This is a genomic window from Tenacibaculum sp. MAR_2009_124 (assembly GCF_900105455.1).
GTDB lineage: Bacteria > Bacteroidota > Bacteroidia > Flavobacteriales > Flavobacteriaceae > Polaribacter.
This window is the reverse complement of the sequence record NZ_FNSF01000002.1, coordinates 463,076-478,433: the sequence shown is the minus strand read 5'-3', so window position 1 is coordinate 478,433 and position 15,358 is coordinate 463,076. Positions and strand designations below refer to the sequence as shown.

The 15,358-nt window shown below is 32.7% G+C and carries 14 protein-coding genes; 12 read left to right on the top strand and 2 right to left on the bottom strand.

Annotated elements, in window-relative coordinates:
• Positions 1-4 precede the first annotated feature (4 nt).
• The 10 genes from BLW23_RS08570 to BLW23_RS08525 all read left to right on the top strand — a co-directional run bounded on the left by BLW23_RS08570 (position 5) and on the right by BLW23_RS08525 (position 11,861).
• Positions 5-1,330 carry a SusD/RagB family nutrient-binding outer membrane lipoprotein gene (locus tag BLW23_RS08570; protein ID WP_093668826.1) on the top strand — a complete coding sequence of 442 codons (1,326 nt, stop codon included), beginning with the start codon at positions 5-7 and terminating at the stop codon, positions 1,328-1,330.
• A 416-nt stretch (positions 1,331-1,746) separates the two neighbouring features.
• Positions 1,747-4,461 carry a SusC/RagA family TonB-linked outer membrane protein gene (locus BLW23_RS08565; protein ID WP_255362771.1) on the top strand — a complete coding sequence of 905 codons (2,715 nt, stop codon included), beginning with the start codon at positions 1,747-1,749 and terminating at the stop codon, positions 4,459-4,461.
• A complete protein-coding gene (locus BLW23_RS23655; RefSeq protein WP_255362770.1) occupies positions 4,434-4,994 on the top strand; it encodes a hypothetical protein in 561 nt (186 codons plus the stop codon). The genes BLW23_RS08565 and BLW23_RS23655 overlap by 28 nt, the downstream gene beginning before the upstream one ends.
• An 11-nt stretch (positions 4,995-5,005) precedes the next feature.
• Complete coding sequence (locus BLW23_RS08560) at positions 5,006-6,442, top strand: SusD/RagB family nutrient-binding outer membrane lipoprotein (RefSeq protein WP_093668825.1); 1,437 nt, start codon at positions 5,006-5,008, stop codon at positions 6,440-6,442.
• Positions 6,443-6,453: 11 nt separating this feature from the next.
• Positions 6,454-7,596, top strand: a complete 1,143-nt coding sequence (locus tag BLW23_RS08555; RefSeq protein WP_093668824.1) for a hypothetical protein — start codon at positions 6,454-6,456, stop codon at positions 7,594-7,596.
• Between the two features lie 87 nt (positions 7,597-7,683).
• Positions 7,684-8,352: a hypothetical protein gene (locus BLW23_RS08545; RefSeq protein WP_143032130.1), complete on the top strand. Its 669-nt coding sequence runs from the start codon at positions 7,684-7,686 to the stop codon at positions 8,350-8,352.
• Between the two features lie 98 nt (positions 8,353-8,450).
• On the top strand, positions 8,451-9,404 hold the full coding sequence (locus BLW23_RS08540; protein ID WP_093668821.1) for a YjgN family protein: 954 nt from the start codon (positions 8,451-8,453) through the stop codon (positions 9,402-9,404).
• A 90-nt stretch (positions 9,405-9,494) separates the two neighbouring features.
• Positions 9,495-10,178: an SDR family NAD(P)-dependent oxidoreductase gene (locus BLW23_RS08535; RefSeq protein ID WP_093668820.1), complete on the top strand. Its 684-nt coding sequence runs from the start codon at positions 9,495-9,497 to the stop codon at positions 10,176-10,178.
• The gene (locus BLW23_RS08530; RefSeq protein ID WP_093668819.1) at positions 10,141-10,773 is read left to right on the top strand and encodes a SprT-like domain-containing protein; all 633 of its coding nucleotides are present in this window, start codon (positions 10,141-10,143) and stop codon (positions 10,771-10,773) included. Before BLW23_RS08535 ends, BLW23_RS08530 begins: the two co-directional genes overlap by 38 nt.
• Before the next feature lie 23 nt (positions 10,774-10,796).
• Positions 10,797-11,861, top strand: coding sequence for a mannose-1-phosphate guanylyltransferase (locus tag BLW23_RS08525; RefSeq protein ID WP_093668818.1), 1,065 nt, complete (start codon positions 10,797-10,799; stop codon positions 11,859-11,861).
• Between the two features lie 11 nt (positions 11,862-11,872).
• On the opposite strand, the gene BLW23_RS08520 is transcribed toward BLW23_RS08525, so the two are convergent.
• Complete coding sequence (locus BLW23_RS08520; protein WP_093668817.1) at positions 11,873-12,328, bottom strand: thioredoxin family protein; 456 nt, start codon at positions 12,326-12,328, stop codon at positions 11,873-11,875.
• Between the two features lie 44 nt (positions 12,329-12,372).
• A complete protein-coding gene (gene lpxK / locus BLW23_RS08515) occupies positions 12,373-13,404 on the bottom strand; it encodes a tetraacyldisaccharide 4'-kinase (RefSeq protein ID WP_093668816.1) in 1,032 nt (343 codons plus the stop codon).
• A 60-nt stretch (positions 13,405-13,464) separates the two neighbouring features.
• Between lpxK and BLW23_RS08510 the strand changes: the two genes are divergently transcribed.
• Positions 13,465-14,559, top strand: a complete 1,095-nt coding sequence (locus BLW23_RS08510) for a Nif3-like dinuclear metal center hexameric protein (protein WP_093668815.1) — start codon at positions 13,465-13,467, stop codon at positions 14,557-14,559.
• Positions 14,560-14,562: 3 nt separating this feature from the next.
• A complete protein-coding gene (locus tag BLW23_RS08505) occupies positions 14,563-15,333 on the top strand; it encodes a zinc ribbon domain-containing protein (RefSeq protein ID WP_093668814.1) in 771 nt (256 codons plus the stop codon).
• Positions 15,334-15,358: the final 25 nt, after the last annotated feature.

The following is a 15,358-nucleotide window of genomic DNA, read 5'->3' as shown; positions in this document are numbered from 1 at the left end:
AGAAATGAAAAAAATATATATACTGGGATTAATCTTCACTATGTTTACAATGAGTTCGTGTGAAGAATTCCTTAAAGGGACTAATGAAAACCCGAATGATCCTACCTCAGTTTCTCCTGCAGCCTTATTAGCTCCTGCTGAAACGGTTATTGCATACCAATACGGTGGTAACTTTTCAAGATACTCTGGTCTTTTTGTTCAACAAGTTGAAGGAATGGACAGACAATGGGCTTCTTTTAACAACTATGTTTTAATCGCTGCGAACTTTGATTCTGACTGGCAATTACTTTATGTTGATGTTTTAAACAACTTAAATATTATGATTGAGCAATCTGAAACTGCTGGATACAATCATTATATAGGAGTTGGAAAAGCTTTAAAAGCTTTCTCTTTATTATTAATGACGGATTTCTGGAATAGTATTCCTTATTCAAATGGATTGAGTGGTGTTGCTAACCTTCAACCTACATTTGATTCTCAAGCTGATATTTTTACGGAAGTACATAAACTTTTAACAGAAGCTAGAACCTCTTTAGGATCTTCTGATGGAGGATTAGCACTTAGCGGTGACTTAATTTATGGAGGAAATACAGCTGCATGGATGAAAGCAACTCATGCTATTCAAGCAAGAGCTTATTTACATCAAAGTTTACTTGATAGTAACAACTATAACAATGCTATTACCTCTATTGATAATGCATTTAGTTCTGAATCTGAAGACATGACTTTTGATTTTGTAGATGGAGCGACTACTGCTGGTCCTTGGTACCAGTTTAACAGAGATAGAGGAGATATCGGATTCAATTCAACAATGAATACTGTAATGACAAATCTTTCTGATCCAAGGCTTGACAAATACGACGGAGACGGTACATCTACTTTCTTAGCAGATACTGATACTCATGAGTATTTTACTGCAGGAAGATCTTTACCTTTAGTTAGTTATACTGAATTAATGTTTGCTAAGGCTGAAGCTCTTTTACAATCAGGAGGAAGTCAAGCAGATATTAGAACCGCTTATCTAGCTGGAATCAATAGCTCTTTTAACGGCATGGGACTTAGTGCAGATTATGCAGCTTATACTGCTCAAGATGCCGTAAACCCAGCAGCTGATCTTACCTTAGAAAATATAATCACTCAAAAGTGGTTAGCGTTGTACACTGATCCTGAAGCATATTCAGATTGGAGAAGAACTGGATTCCCTGCTTTAACTCCAAACAATGGTGTAGCAATTCCAACTAGATTCTTATATCCTCAAACTGAGAATCAACTTAACTCTAACACACCTTCGGTTACTGTAACCGATAAAGTTGACTGGGATACCAACTAAGAAAATCTCATTATACAACTAAATACAAAACGCCTTAAAGAAAAGTCTTTAAGGTGTTTTTCTTTTTTAATGAAAAATTATAAATCTCCTCAAATAAAAAAACATACTCAAACCCTCACAACTAAACTTTCAATAATAACATCATAATCGGTTAACTCTATTTTTGACTTTAGAGCATCCATCTTGAACCTTAAAACAAGTAAAAACCACAACATCAACAAATTAATGTTTATACCTTTACATTATTATAATAAATGTTAACATATTACCATATCCCTAAAAACAAGACCAAAAAACCAAAACAACTCCAATAAACACAGCATAAACACGTTAAAATTATCATTTAGTTAACGTTTTCTTTGCTTCTTAAAATTTATTTTAAGACTTTTGAATCAATTAATTCAAACAATTACGCAATGAAAACAAAGTTTAACGGATTACTAACGCTTCTACTAGCGTTAGTAGTGCAACTCTCGTATGCACAAGAAAAAACGATTTCGGGTATTGTCTCAGATGAATCTGGTCCACTACCTGGGGTAACCGTTTTAAAAAAGGGGACTACCAAAGGAACCGAAACTGATTTCGATGGAAAGTATTCTATCCTTGCAAAATCAGGAGACGTATTAGTCTTCAGTTTTGTTGGAATGGAAACTATTGAAAGAATCATTGGAACAGCCAACACAATCAATGTTGTAATGGCAAGTGATAACGTTTTAGACGAAGTCGTAGTAACCTCACTCGGGATCAAAAGAGCCAAGAAAAGTTTAGGTTATTCATCTCAAGAAGTTGGAGGCAAAGAAGTCTCTACAGTAAGACTTGATAACGTTGTAAACTCATTAAGTGGTAAAGTTAGTGGTGTACAAATTAAAGCCAATAATAACTTCGGAGGATCAGCCAACTTTCTTATTAGAGGAGTAAGTTCCCTAACGGGTAATAATCAACCTCTTTTTGTTATTGACGGAATACCAATGTCTAACAGAATCAACAACACTGCTAACCAAGCAGGAGGTGGTAAAGGTTATGATTATGGTAATGCTGCATCTGACATTAACCCAGATGATGTTGAATCTATCAACATATTAAAAGGAGCCGCTGCATCAGCTATTTATGGTTCGCGTGGAGCCAATGGTGTTGTAATCATTACAACCAAAAGAGGTAAATCAGGAGTTTCTAAGATCAACGTTGCTTCGAGCACAACAATAGGAGCCATTGATCGTTCTACTTTCCTAGAATATCAAGATAAATATGGTGCCGGTTACGGTCCTTATTATGGTAGTACAGGTTACTTCGAAGATATTGATGTAAACGGAGACGGAACGGCTGATTTAGCTGTACCAACTTATGATGATGCTTCTTATGGTGCTCCATTAGATGGTAGTTTAGTTTATCAATGGGATTCCTTCGTTCCTGAACATAGAAACTATCAAAAAGCAACACCTTATTTAGCTGGAAATGCTACACCTGCAGATTTCTTTGAAACTTCATTTCAGTACAATAATTCCATAGCATTTACTGGTGGAAACGATAAAATGACCTATAGATTAGGGTATACAAATTTCGATGCTACAGGAATGCTACCAAACTCAAAAATTAACAAAAATACGTTCAACATGAACGGAACATTAAAAGTTAATGATAAAATTGATGTTGGCGCCAACGGAACGTTCATTGTTCAAAGAACGAAAGGTAGAAATTCAACTGGATATAGTGATAACTTAATGTCTCAATTCAGACAATGGTGGCAAGTAAATGTTGATATTGATGAGCAAAGAAAAATTTACGAGCAAACTGAAAAAAACTATTCATGGAATCACGAAGGTGCGTTACCTGGAGGTAAAGGTGTTTTACAGCCACATTACTGGGACAATCCCTACTGGACAAGGTATAGAAACTTCCAAACAGATAGAAGAAATCGTTTTGTAGGAAATGTTTTTGCCACTTACACTATTAATGATTGGTTAAGTGCCACAGGTAAAGCTTCGGTAGACACCTATACTGAATTAAGAGAAGAAAGAAGAGCCAATGGATCAGTTGCAACTGCCTTTGGGATTTTAGGAGATAGCGAAAGCTCTGGTTACGATAGAAAAGACGTTAAGTTCAGTGAGTACAATTACGATTTAATGTTTAACTTCAGTAAAGATTTAACCGAAGATTTAAGCCTTAATGGAGTTGCTGGTATTAACGTAAGAAGAGAAACTTATGATTTCTTGCATCAATCTACAGCTGGTGGCTTAACTGTTCCTGAATTTTACGCATTAAGTAATTCGAAAAACCCTAATCCTAAACCTATAGAAATTTTAAATCAGAAGCAAGTAAATGGGTACTATATCCAAGGAACATTTGGATATAAAGATATGGTTTATTTCGATTTTACAGATCGTTATGATGTTTCTTCGGCACTCCCTGAAGGTAATAATGCTTATAATTATTTCGCCTTAAGTTCAAGTTTTATCTTCTCTGAGTTAATGAGAGATGTCGATTGGCTGAGCTTTGGAAAAGTTCGCGCTGGTTATGCTGAAGTTGGTAATGACCTTCCTGCAAACAATGTTTTTGATACATTTGCAACTAACAATAATTTTGGTGATTCAGCTTTATTCTCATTCCCTGGCACTAAACAAAATTCAGATTTGGTTCCTGAAAGAACCAAAGAAATTGAACTTGGTTTAGAATCTAGACTATTCAATAATAAAGTTGCTTTAGATTTCACCTGGTACAGAAAGCGTACTGAAAACCAACTAATGCCAGTTCAAACAACAGCATCTACAGGCTTCACCAGAAGATGGGTTAATGCTGGAACAATTCAAAACAAAGGTATTGAAATTGGTTTAAAAGCTACTCCAATTTCAAATGATAACTTTTCATGGAATATTGCTGTTAACTGGGCAAAAAATGAAAACTTAGTAATGGAATTATACGGTGATCAAGAAAATTTAGTATTAAATAGTTTTCAAGGTGGTATTTCAGTAAACGCTACAGTTGGGCAACCTTATGGAACAATTAGAGGTACTGGTTTTAAATATCACGAAAATGGACAAAAAATAGTAGATGATAGCGGATATTATGTTGCCGTAGCGGATCAGGTTATTGGTAATGCTAATCCAGAGTGGACTGGGGGGTTACAAATACCTTAAAATACAAAGATTTTACATTAAACTTCTTAATTGATATTCAGAAAGGTGGTGATGTTTATTCTTTAGATACTCATTACGGTCAAGGAACTGGTCTTCCCTATTATACAGCTGGATTAAACGACCTTGGCAATCCCTTGAGAAACACACTTGCCAATGGAGGAGGTGTCATTAACCCAGGGGTTTTAGAGGATGGAAGTACTAATACAATAAGAGCTAGAGCCGATTACTATGCGGGTGTATTCTATTGGGGTAACTCTTCAAGAAACCCAGCTGCTTTAACGATTTACGATGCTTCATATGTAAAATTACGTGAATTAGCATTGACATATCGCCTACCAGTTGACAACCTATTCAACGGAGCCATAAGTAATGCGAATCTTTCTTTAGTAGGACGAAATTTATGGATAATCCATAAAAATGTACCATTTGCTGACCCTGAATCTGGTTTAGGAGCAGGAAATGCTCAAGGTTATTTATCAGGTTCTTTCCCTACGTTAAGAACCATTGGTTTAAACTTAAACTTTGAATTTTAAAAAAAGAAATCATGAAAAAATATATAATTTCAGCAATTTGTTTGATGATTGCATTTACCTCTTGCGAAGTAGATGAAAGCTTGAACATTGACACTAAAAGCCCAAGTACTGTTCCTGCATCTGGGTTGTTTACAAATGGGGTTAGAAACCTATTTGATTTAATGAACTCTACCAGTGTAAACAATAATGTATTTAGGCTATATGCTCAATATTTTGCTCAAACTACCTATCCTGATGAAAGTCAATATAATCAGGTAACTAGAAATATCGGAGGAAGTATATGGAATACTCTATACAGGGATGTACTACAAGATTTAAAAGGAGCCAAAGAATTATTAGCCAAAGAGGCCTCTATAGATGCTACTTTACAAACAGACCTACCAAACAAGCTTGGGATCATTAACTTTGTAGAGGTTTACGCTTATTCTATATTGGTAGATACTTTTGGTAATATTCCATATACAGAAGCACTAGACCCTTTAAATCCGACCCCTGCATATGATGACGCAGAAACAATTTACACAGATTTACTTACTAGATTAGATGATGCAATTTCTAAAATTGGAACAGGAGCTGGCTTTTCAAGTGCTCAAGACCCAATTTATCAAGGTGATGTTAACAAATGGAAAAAAGCAGCCATTTCTTTAAAATTAAGATTGGCAATGCGTATTGCTGATAGCAACCCTGCTTTATCACAACAAAAAGCTGAGGAGGCTGCTTCAGCTGGACCAATTCTTTCTAATAATGATAATTTTGGGATCAAGTACCTCTCTTCGGCTCCAAACACAAATCCTCTTTGGGTAGCCTTAGTTCAGAGTGGAAGAAATGATTTTGTTGCTGCTAACACCTTAGTAGATGCGATGAATCCGTTAAACGATCCTCGTTTAAGTTCTTATTATGAAATGCTAAGTGGAATATATACTGGAGGAACTTACGGAAGTGCCAATTCGCCAGGTGGTGCTTCTGCTATTTCTAATTTAATGAAACAACCTGATTTAGTAGGTAATATTATTACTGCTGCTGAAGTAAACTTCTTATTAGCAGAAGCAGCGGCAAGATCTTATACAGTATCAAATACTATTGAAGAATATTATAACGCTGGTATTACGACTTCAATTCTTGAATGGGAAAAATCAGCAGCTGAAGCTACTGCTTATCTTACTCAAGCAAGTGTTGCTTATACAACTGCTGCTGGAGACTGGAAACAAAAAATAGCAACTCAAAAATGGATTGCTATGTATAACAACGGTTTTGAAGGTTGGACAACTTGGAGAGTTTTTGATCAACCAACATTAAATATTCCAGCTGGCATGACCTCTGCAGATATCCCTACAAGGTTTTTATACCCTGTTTCAGAAGCTACATTAAATGGAGCCCAATACAGTTCAGCTTCTAGTGCAATCGGTGGAGATACTAAAACGAATAAGTTATTTTGGGATATAAATTAAAAATTAGGACAATGAAAAAATCAATTTATAAAAGCTTACTAGCAACATCTGCCCTAAGCTTATTAGTACTAACATCTTGTGACACCAATGAATCTCCCTATAACTTTGATGACTTAGGAGGGAATGTAATACCTGTAAATTCTAGTATTACTAATTTTGACACTAATGAGGATCTCGATTTAAAAATATTCACTGACGCTAATATTTCGATCCAATCGATTAGCATTTTAAAAGATGGAAACAGAGTCTCGGATGCTTCAATAATCTCGGATGAAAAAGCTACCTATAATGCTTCATCTTTAGCTCCATATAATCAATTTCAAGACGATCAAGGAAATACCGTTGATTATGGTGTTTTTAATGTATCAATAGTTACTGAATTATCAAATGGAAAAACAATTGATAACGAACATCCTGTTACTGTTAAAAAGGCCTTATCCTTAGAAACAGAAGTTAGTGAAATTGAATATAAAAATCCTTATAATCAACCTGATGAAAATGGCAATGCCGTCAAAAAAGAAATTTCATATGACATATTTACAGCCAAGGCTTCGATTGATGAGGTTATAGTAGAATGGAAAAAAAACAGCAATGGAACTTATTCTGACACAGGAAATTCTTTCAATACTGAATCTGATATTATTGATCTAAAAACTTTAGCTTATATAAACGAGTATAATTTACAAATAGGAGATACTCTATACTACAGAGTAACAGCTAAAAAAGGAAGTATTTCTGAATCAATAGAAACTTCTGTTGCTATTAATACACAAACAACAAATACGGCAGGAGATAATCTTTTTTCGAATAGCAACAATGAATTTAGCTTCTCTGAATCGGCAACCGCAGAAGTTACTTATAGTGCCTCTACTATAACATCTGCTGGATCTATTGCATTCTTAAAGCTCAACCTATCTGGACAGGACTTAGAAGATTATTATAGTGCGGGAGATTTATTCATGATAAGAGATGATTTTAATGCTGGCTCAAGCATTTCATCAATAACACCATTAGAACTTAACGACATTTATCTTTATAAAATTTTGAGAGACGGTACAACTTTTTATGGTATGATTAAAATCGGAGACATCGTTTATACAAATGGAAACGAAGAAGTAAATATTACTTATAAAGAAGGTAGTATACTCGAATAGATACAACTCTTTTTTTACTATTAAATTTAATAAAGAGGAAGCTAATATCTTCCTCTTTTTAATTTATAACCCCAGATTATATAACCTATGAAAACTAAACTAATTCTACTATTATCAATCTTTTGCATTTCGATAAACTCAAATGCCCAAGGAAGAGCGGTTCCATTTACGAATGGAGTATTTAACAATAACTTCGAAAACTTTGCAATGATAAAAGTAAAATCACGCAACAACGGAGAACATTCAGTTAAATCGCAAGGAACCTACTATTTTTCTAAAGAATGGAATAAGTGTAAAGTGCAAACAATAGATAATAAAACGTTCAATTTTAAAGAATGTAACTACAATGTATACGACAAGAGAATGGAAATTTTTATTGATAATGAAGTTATTCTATTAAAGAAAAACTCCATAAAGAGCATTACTTTCCAGCAAAAAATTTTCAAACCAACTGACATTGATTTACCCATTGACAATAAATACTATCAGCTCTTATTCTCAAATCAAAAATTAAAACTGGTCAAATTTTATTATTTAAAAAAGAACTCAGTAGCTTCAAAACAATCTTTAGGTCTTTACCATCAAACTGTTTCCGCCAAATCCAGTAGATATTTAATACAAAATGGAAAACTTATTAAACTTCCTTCTTCAAAATCAAAAATTTTAAAATTACTAGGAAAAGAAGATCAAAAAAGAAAGTTCAGAAAATATAACGTTAAAAAAGACGAAGATCTTATAGAAATATTAAAGTCTTAATTTCTCTTCTAGTATTTGATTAACTTTTCAATATCGAAACCAGAATTTGCACAACTTGAAATAAATTTGGACTTTTGATTAATAAAAACAGACTATTAATGCAAAAGTTAACTCAAAATAAATCAGCAGACAAGCAATTAAGATACCAAGGAAACGGATCAGAATTTGCACTAATTTTCTTTAAAAACGTCCTGTTAACAATATTGACCCTTGGAATTTATTATCCATGGGCTAAAATTGAATTGCTAAAATTTCACAGCAACTCAACCATTTTAAAAGATAATAATTTCAATTTTCACGGAAATCCTAAGGATGTTTTTAAAAGCTTCCTAGTTGTTTTTTTGTTTATAATAGTTGCTTATAGCTTGCTATTTACTTCTGTCGCTAGTAATAGTAGTATTACTCAAACCATCTTATTAATTGGTTCCTACTTAACACTTATGGTTCTAGCTCCTCTAATCATCCATGGAACTTTAAAGTATAGGAGCCAAAAAACAACATGGAAAGGTGTTCAATTTAACTATCTCGGTTCTAAATCAGAGTTATTTTGGAAATTCATCTCTGGATTATTAATTACTTTTCTAACTTTAGGAATATATACTCCTTGGTTTGTAATTGAAATAAGAAGATATGTTATTAGACATTTAAGGTTTGGTAACCTCTCATTTGAATTCCAGGGAGACGGCGCAAAATTGTTTTGGATACAATTAAAACTCATCCTTCTATCTCCCCTTACACTAGGTATATACACTTTCTGGTACATTAAAGAGCTCTTGGACTTCTATGTTAATAATATTGAAGTGAATCAAGATGAAACCAAAACAAACTTAACTTTAAATATTAAGGTAGGAGATGTTTTTAGTTTATATATTGTTAATTTTGCTCTAATAATTTTTTCTTTTGGTATAGCAACACCATGGGTAATTACAAGAACATACGCAGCTTTAGCTTCATTTATAGAAATTGATGACAATTTAAAAATAAATGAAATTCAACAGACAAGCTATAAAACAGATTCGAAAGAAGGTTTCTTAGATTTCAAATTAGTTTAAGTACTATTTACAAGATAACTTGATATTTTAATTACCTAAAAAAATAAATAGCTGTATTAAACATTATACTCTTAATAAAGAACTCTACTAATGAAAAAACATATTGTTGTTACTGGTACTAGCAGAGGTGTTGGTTTTGAACTCGTAAAAAAACTTGCAAAAGACGGACATCAAATTCTTGCTCTTTCAAGAAACACTAAACCTACGGAAGCACTTAAATTAGAAAATATCACTTCAATATCTACCGATTTATCCGACATAAATAGTCTTGATAACGCCATTGGTTTCATCAAATCTAATTGGAAACAAGTGGATATTTTAGTAAATAATGCCGGTAAGCTAATTAATAAACCCTTTTCAGAACTTTCATTTTCAGATTTTGAAGAGGTTTATAAAGTAAATGTGTTTGCCGTAGCTGAATTAACAAAAAAAATAATTCCTTTTATGCCTTTAAAAAGCCATGTTGTAACGATTAGTAGTATGGGAGGAATTCAAGGAAGTATGAAGTTTCCGGGACTAGCTGCTTATAGTTCCGCTAAAGGCGCTGTCATAACCTTATCGGAATTACTTGCAGAAGAGTACAAAGAACAGCAAATAGCTTTTAATGTACTTGCTTTAGGAGCTGTTCAAACTGAAATGTTAGAAGAAGCCTTCCCAGGGTATCAAGCCCCTTTATCAGCTAGTGAAATGGCCGACTATGTATTTGATTTTTCCTTAAATGGGAACAAATACTACAATGGAAAAACGTTACAAGTATCTAGTTCAACCCCTTAATATTTATTTTTTGGCTCTAAGCAACTATATTCCAGAAAAAGCTTTACCTTTAATAGAGTATTTAATTAATAAACATAGAGTTACCTTAAAAATTGTTGGACAGCGTCAAACAAAACATGGTGACTTTAGAAGTCTTCCAAATGGAAAAATGCAAATTACAGTGAATAATAATCTGAACCCACATCAATTTTTATTGACACTTGTTCATGAAATTGCCCACCATGTTACACATACAAAATTTGGAAGAGTTCAACCACATGGAAAAGAGTGGAAAACGGTTTTTCAGCATTTAATGCTTCCTTTTTTAAAGCCCGAAATTTATCCTTTATCTATATTACCACATCTTGCTAATTATTTAAAAAATCCTAAGGCAAGTACCGATACAGATGTAAATTTATCGTTAGCTTTGCGCTATGGAGTGGCGGGAGAAGGAAAGAATTTTATCTTTGAAATTCCTAATAATGGTATCTTTAAATTTAAAGACGTTTTATACAAGAGAGGTAACAAAAGAAGAACTCGTTATGAGTGTTTAAATCTGAGCAATAAACGTACATATCTTTTTAACCAAAATGCCGAAGTTATACTCATAGAGTAATCAAAAGAAATTAATACGATAGTATGGAAAGTAATTATTACGCAGTTATAATGGCTGGAGGAATTGGCTCAAGGTTTTGGCCAGTTAGCACCAAAGAATATCCGAAACAGTTTCACGACATGTTAGGAACTGGTGATTCTTTAATTCAAAAAACTTTTAATAGAATTAACGAACTTATACCTTCATCGAACATATTAATTGCTACCAATAAAGATTATGAAGAGCTAGTATTAAATCAACTTCCTGATGTTCATAAGAACCAAGTTCTTTTAGAACCTGCCATGAGAAATACAGCTCCTTGTATATTATATGCTGCGCTAAAAATATACCAAGAGAATCCAGATGCGGTTATACTTGTTGCTCCTTCCGATCATTGGATAGAAAACGAATCTGAATTTATAAACAATATCAAAACTTCTTTTGATACTTGTGAAAAAGAAGATATTTTAATGACCCTGGGTATTAAACCAGACTCCCCTAACACAGGGTATGGATATATTCAATTTGAAAACAACTCTTCCAACATAAAAGCTGTTAAAAATTTCACTGAAAAACCCGACCTCGAAAAAGCTAAACAATTTTTAAAGAGTGGAGATTTTCTTTGGAATGCTGGTATATTTGTATGGTCAGCAAAAAGTATCATAAAAGCCTTTAGTGAATTTCTTCCTGAAATGGTAAAAACATTAGATATAGAAAATGTTTACAATACAGACGTAGAAAAGTCTTTTATTGAAGAAAACTACGCTAAATGTGAAAACATTTCTATAGATTTTGGGATTATGGAACATGCGAAAAATGTTTTTGTTATTCCTGTAAACTTTGGATGGAATGATCTTGGAACTTGGGGATCTCTTTATAACAAATTAAATAAAGATGAAAATGAAAATGCCATCGTTGGAGCGCAAACTATTTTTGAAAATTCGAATGGTAACATGGTAAGAACTGAAAATAATAAAAAAGTCATCATTCAAGGACTAGATAATTTTATTATTGTTGAGAAAGATGATGTTCTTTTAATTTGCCCAAAAGAAAACGAACAGGAAATTAAGCAAATTGCGGCAAGCGCAAAAGATAAATTCGGAATCTAAAACCTGTTTTTTTAATTTAAGACTGATTCGAAAAAAGAATAATATGAGTCAGGTAAATAACTACCTCTGCGCTCACCTAAAACCTTCCCTTTCTTACTAATAACCAACACCATAGGGAAAGAATTATTATACTTTTTCGATAATTTTTTATTTGTTTTACTCACTTTGCCTGAAACTAAATCTTTATTTCTAGGGAAATCTGCCATATAGAGAATAAATTTATCTTTTGAATAATCTTGAAATTTCTTTGTATGAAATAACTCATTATCCAATTTAATACAAGGACCACACCAGTCTGAGCCTGAAAAGTAAATTAAAATCGGTTTTCTTTCTTGTTTAGCCCTTTTTTTTGCAATCTCAAACGTTGACTCCCATTTAGCAGTTACTTTGAATTCCATCGTCTGATTTTCTTGCGAGAAAACAATCAAAGAAACAAAGCATAACAAAATAAACCAATTAGTTTTCATAATTCTACAATTAAAATTTAAAGATAACAAAAACGATACCAGAATTAACTTCTTATAGAATCAATATGATTTAAAACCATAATATTGAACTCTTTTTCTTTATTCAAAAAGCTACTCTCTATAGGTAAATAATAAAGATTGTCAATCGACTCTCCCAATCTAACATAGTCCTTTTCAGTTGTTAACACAAGTTTTCTTTTTGCTGGTATACTTTTTAAAGTCGTTCTAATATCACTAAGATCCCTTTCCGAAAAATTATGATGATCAGGAAATTTTATATGTTTATAATCAATTTCTTGTTCTCTCAAAAACTGTAGCAAAGACTTTGGAGAAGCAATTCCTGTTACCACAACTATCTCCGAATTTTTCAAATCACCCAAATTCATACTCTCTTTATAAGAATATATCTTTTGCCCATACTTTATCCCTGAAAAAAATACCTGCTGACTACCTGATATCTTAAGTTTCTTTACAATTGTTCGTTGTCTTTCCTCGGATAAATTATTCGGGCATTTAGTAACCACAATTACATTCGCTCTTTTCGCTCCTCTTCTACTCTCTCTTAAGTTACCGGTTGGTAAAACAAAATCATCGGAATATAAATCATCATATTTAGTTAACAAAATATAGAAACTCGCTTTTACTTTTCTATGCTGAAATGCATCATCTAGTAATACAACTTCGGCTTTACTATTTTCTATTAATTGATCTATTCCATTCACTCTATTGGCATCCACAGCCACTGTTAACTCTTTAAATTTTTTATAAAATTGCATTGGTTCGTCTCCCACATCCTCCGCTGAATGAGTTTCATTCACCAATTGAAATCCCTTAGTTTTTCTTTTATACCCTCTACTTAGAGTAGCTATTCGATACTTTTCTTTCAATAATCTAATTAAGTATTCCACTTGAGGTGACTTCCCTGTCCCTCCAACACTTAAATTACCAACAGCAACAACAGGTATATCAAACTCTTTTTGTTTAAAAAAACCTATATCAAAAAACAGATTTCTTATAGATGTAATTATATTGTAAACAATGGCAACAGGAAACAGTAAAAAACGTAGTACTTTCATCACGACGAAAATAATTAAAAATCTTAACTTTGATGATTAGTAAATCATGAAAAAGCCATTATGCAAATAAAAGATGTTACCAACTATTTAGAGAAACTTGCTCCTCTTTCCTATGCTGAAGATTTCGATAATGTTGGACTACTTGTTGGGAATTATAACACAGAAGTAACAGGAGTACTCGTTACTCTTGATACACTAGAAAAAACTGTAGACGAAGCCATTGAAAAGAACTGTAATTTAATAATTAGCTTTCATCCTATTATTTTTTCAGGACTTAAGCGCTTAAATGGGAACAATTATGTTGAACGAGTTGTTTTAAAAGCTATTCAGAATAATATTGCTATTTACGCAATTCACACAGCTTTAGACAATGTTAAACAAGGAGTTTCAGGTAAAATGTGCGAGGTTTTAGGCTTACAAAACCCAAAAACATTAATACCTAAAAAAGGTACTATCAAAAAACTCACCACTTATGTACCGAACAACAATGCAGAAAAGCTCAGAAATAAACTCTTTGAAGCTGGAGCGGGAAATATAGGCAACTATGACAACTGTTCTTTTAATACTACTGGGATCGGAAGTTTTAAAGGAAGTGATGATTCAAATCCTTCTCTAGGGAAAAAAGGAGAACAAGTATTTGCAGAAGAAACATGTATAACTGTAACTTACGATAGTTTTAGAGAAAGCACTATTTTAAAAACATTATTTAACAATCATCCATACGAAGAGGTAGCCTACGAAATCATAACTCTTAACAATAAAAACCAAAATATTGGTATGGGAATGATTGGTGAGTTACCTAAAGAACTAAACGAAAAAGAGTTCCTTAACTTTATTAAAGAAACTTTTAAAACTGATTGCATTAGACATTCCGAATTATTGCAAAAATCAATTAAGAAAGTTGCTGTTTTGGGAGGTTCCGGAAGTTTTGCTATTAATGCCGCTATAAAAGCTAATGCAGATGCTTATATTAGTGCTGATTTTAAGTACCATGAGTTTTTTAAAGCTGAAAAGAAAATATTGTTACTGGATGTCGGACATTATGAGAGCGAACAGTTTACAAAAAATCTTTTGGTTGATTATCTTAACAAAAAAATTAGTACTTTTGCAATTATTTTAAGTGAAGAAAGTACAAATCCAATATACTATATATAAAAGATGGCAAAAAAAGAAGTAACGGTAGAAGAGAAATTAAGAGCGTTATATGATTTACAGCTAATTGACTCAAGGATTGATGAAATTAGAAACGTTCGAGGAGAATTACCTTTAGAAGTTGAAGATTTAGAAGATGAAGTTGCCGGATTAAACACAAGACTTTCAAACCTTGCTAGTGATGTAGCTAGTTTAGAAAGTGATATTGCAAGTAAAAAACAAGCAATAACTGAAGCTAAAAGTTCGATCGCTAAATACGAAGATCAACAAAAAAATGTTCGAAATAACCGTGAATTTGATTCATTAACAAAAGAAGTTGAATATCAAGAGTTAGAAATTCAGTTATCAGAAAAGAGAATCAAAGAATACAAGGTAAAAATAACTCAAAAGAACGAGGTTATTAACAATACAAAAGCTAAGTTAACTCAACAAGAAACTCACTTATCTCACAAAAAAGGTGAGTTAGATGCTATCTTGAAGGAAACTGAGAAAGAGGAAGAATTATTAAAGCAAAAATCTCAAGAGTTTTCTGATTCAATCGACAACCACTTATTGAAAGCTTATACTCGTATTAGAAATAAAGTGAAAAATGGTTTAGCCGTTGTTTCTATTGAAAGAGGTGCTGCTGGAGGATCATTCTTTACAATTCCACCACAAATTCAATTAGAAATTGCTAATCGTAAAAAAATTACAATTGACGAACATAGTGGTAGAATTTTAGTTGATGCTGGTTTAGCAGCAGAAGAACGTGAAAAAATTGACAACTTGTTTTCTTAAATTAATTCAAGAAAATAATCTAAAT

Bases quoted from the DNA above. Each gene is read 5' to 3' on its own strand.
- BLW23_RS08545 (WP_143032130.1), top strand. From the start codon at position 7,684: ATGAAAACTAAACTAATTCTACTATTATCAATCTTTTGCATTTCGATA.
- BLW23_RS08540 (WP_093668821.1), top strand. From the start codon at position 8,451: ATGCAAAAGTTAACTCAAAATAAATCAGCAGACAAGCAATTAAGATAC.
- lpxK (WP_093668816.1), bottom strand. From the start codon at position 13,404: ATGAAAGTACTACGTTTTTTACTGTTTCCTGTTGCCATTGTTTACAAT.
- BLW23_RS08520 (WP_093668817.1), bottom strand. From the start codon at position 12,328: ATGAAAACTAATTGGTTTATTTTGTTATGCTTTGTTTCTTTGATTGTT.
- BLW23_RS08525 (WP_093668818.1), top strand. From the start codon at position 10,797: ATGGAAAGTAATTATTACGCAGTTATAATGGCTGGAGGAATTGGCTCA.
- BLW23_RS08570 (WP_093668826.1), top strand. From the start codon at position 5: ATGAAAAAAATATATATACTGGGATTAATCTTCACTATGTTTACAATG.
- BLW23_RS08565 (WP_255362771.1), top strand. From the start codon at position 1,747: ATGAAAACAAAGTTTAACGGATTACTAACGCTTCTACTAGCGTTAGTA.
- BLW23_RS08535 (WP_093668820.1), top strand. From the start codon at position 9,495: ATGAAAAAACATATTGTTGTTACTGGTACTAGCAGAGGTGTTGGTTTT.
- BLW23_RS08560 (WP_093668825.1), top strand. From the start codon at position 5,006: ATGAAAAAATATATAATTTCAGCAATTTGTTTGATGATTGCATTTACC.
- BLW23_RS08530 (WP_093668819.1), top strand. From the start codon at position 10,141: ATGGAAAAACGTTACAAGTATCTAGTTCAACCCCTTAATATTTATTTT.
- BLW23_RS08555 (WP_093668824.1), top strand. From the start codon at position 6,454: ATGAAAAAATCAATTTATAAAAGCTTACTAGCAACATCTGCCCTAAGC.
- BLW23_RS08505 (WP_093668814.1), top strand. From the start codon at position 14,563: ATGGCAAAAAAAGAAGTAACGGTAGAAGAGAAATTAAGAGCGTTATAT.
- BLW23_RS08510 (WP_093668815.1), top strand. From the start codon at position 13,465: ATGCAAATAAAAGATGTTACCAACTATTTAGAGAAACTTGCTCCTCTT.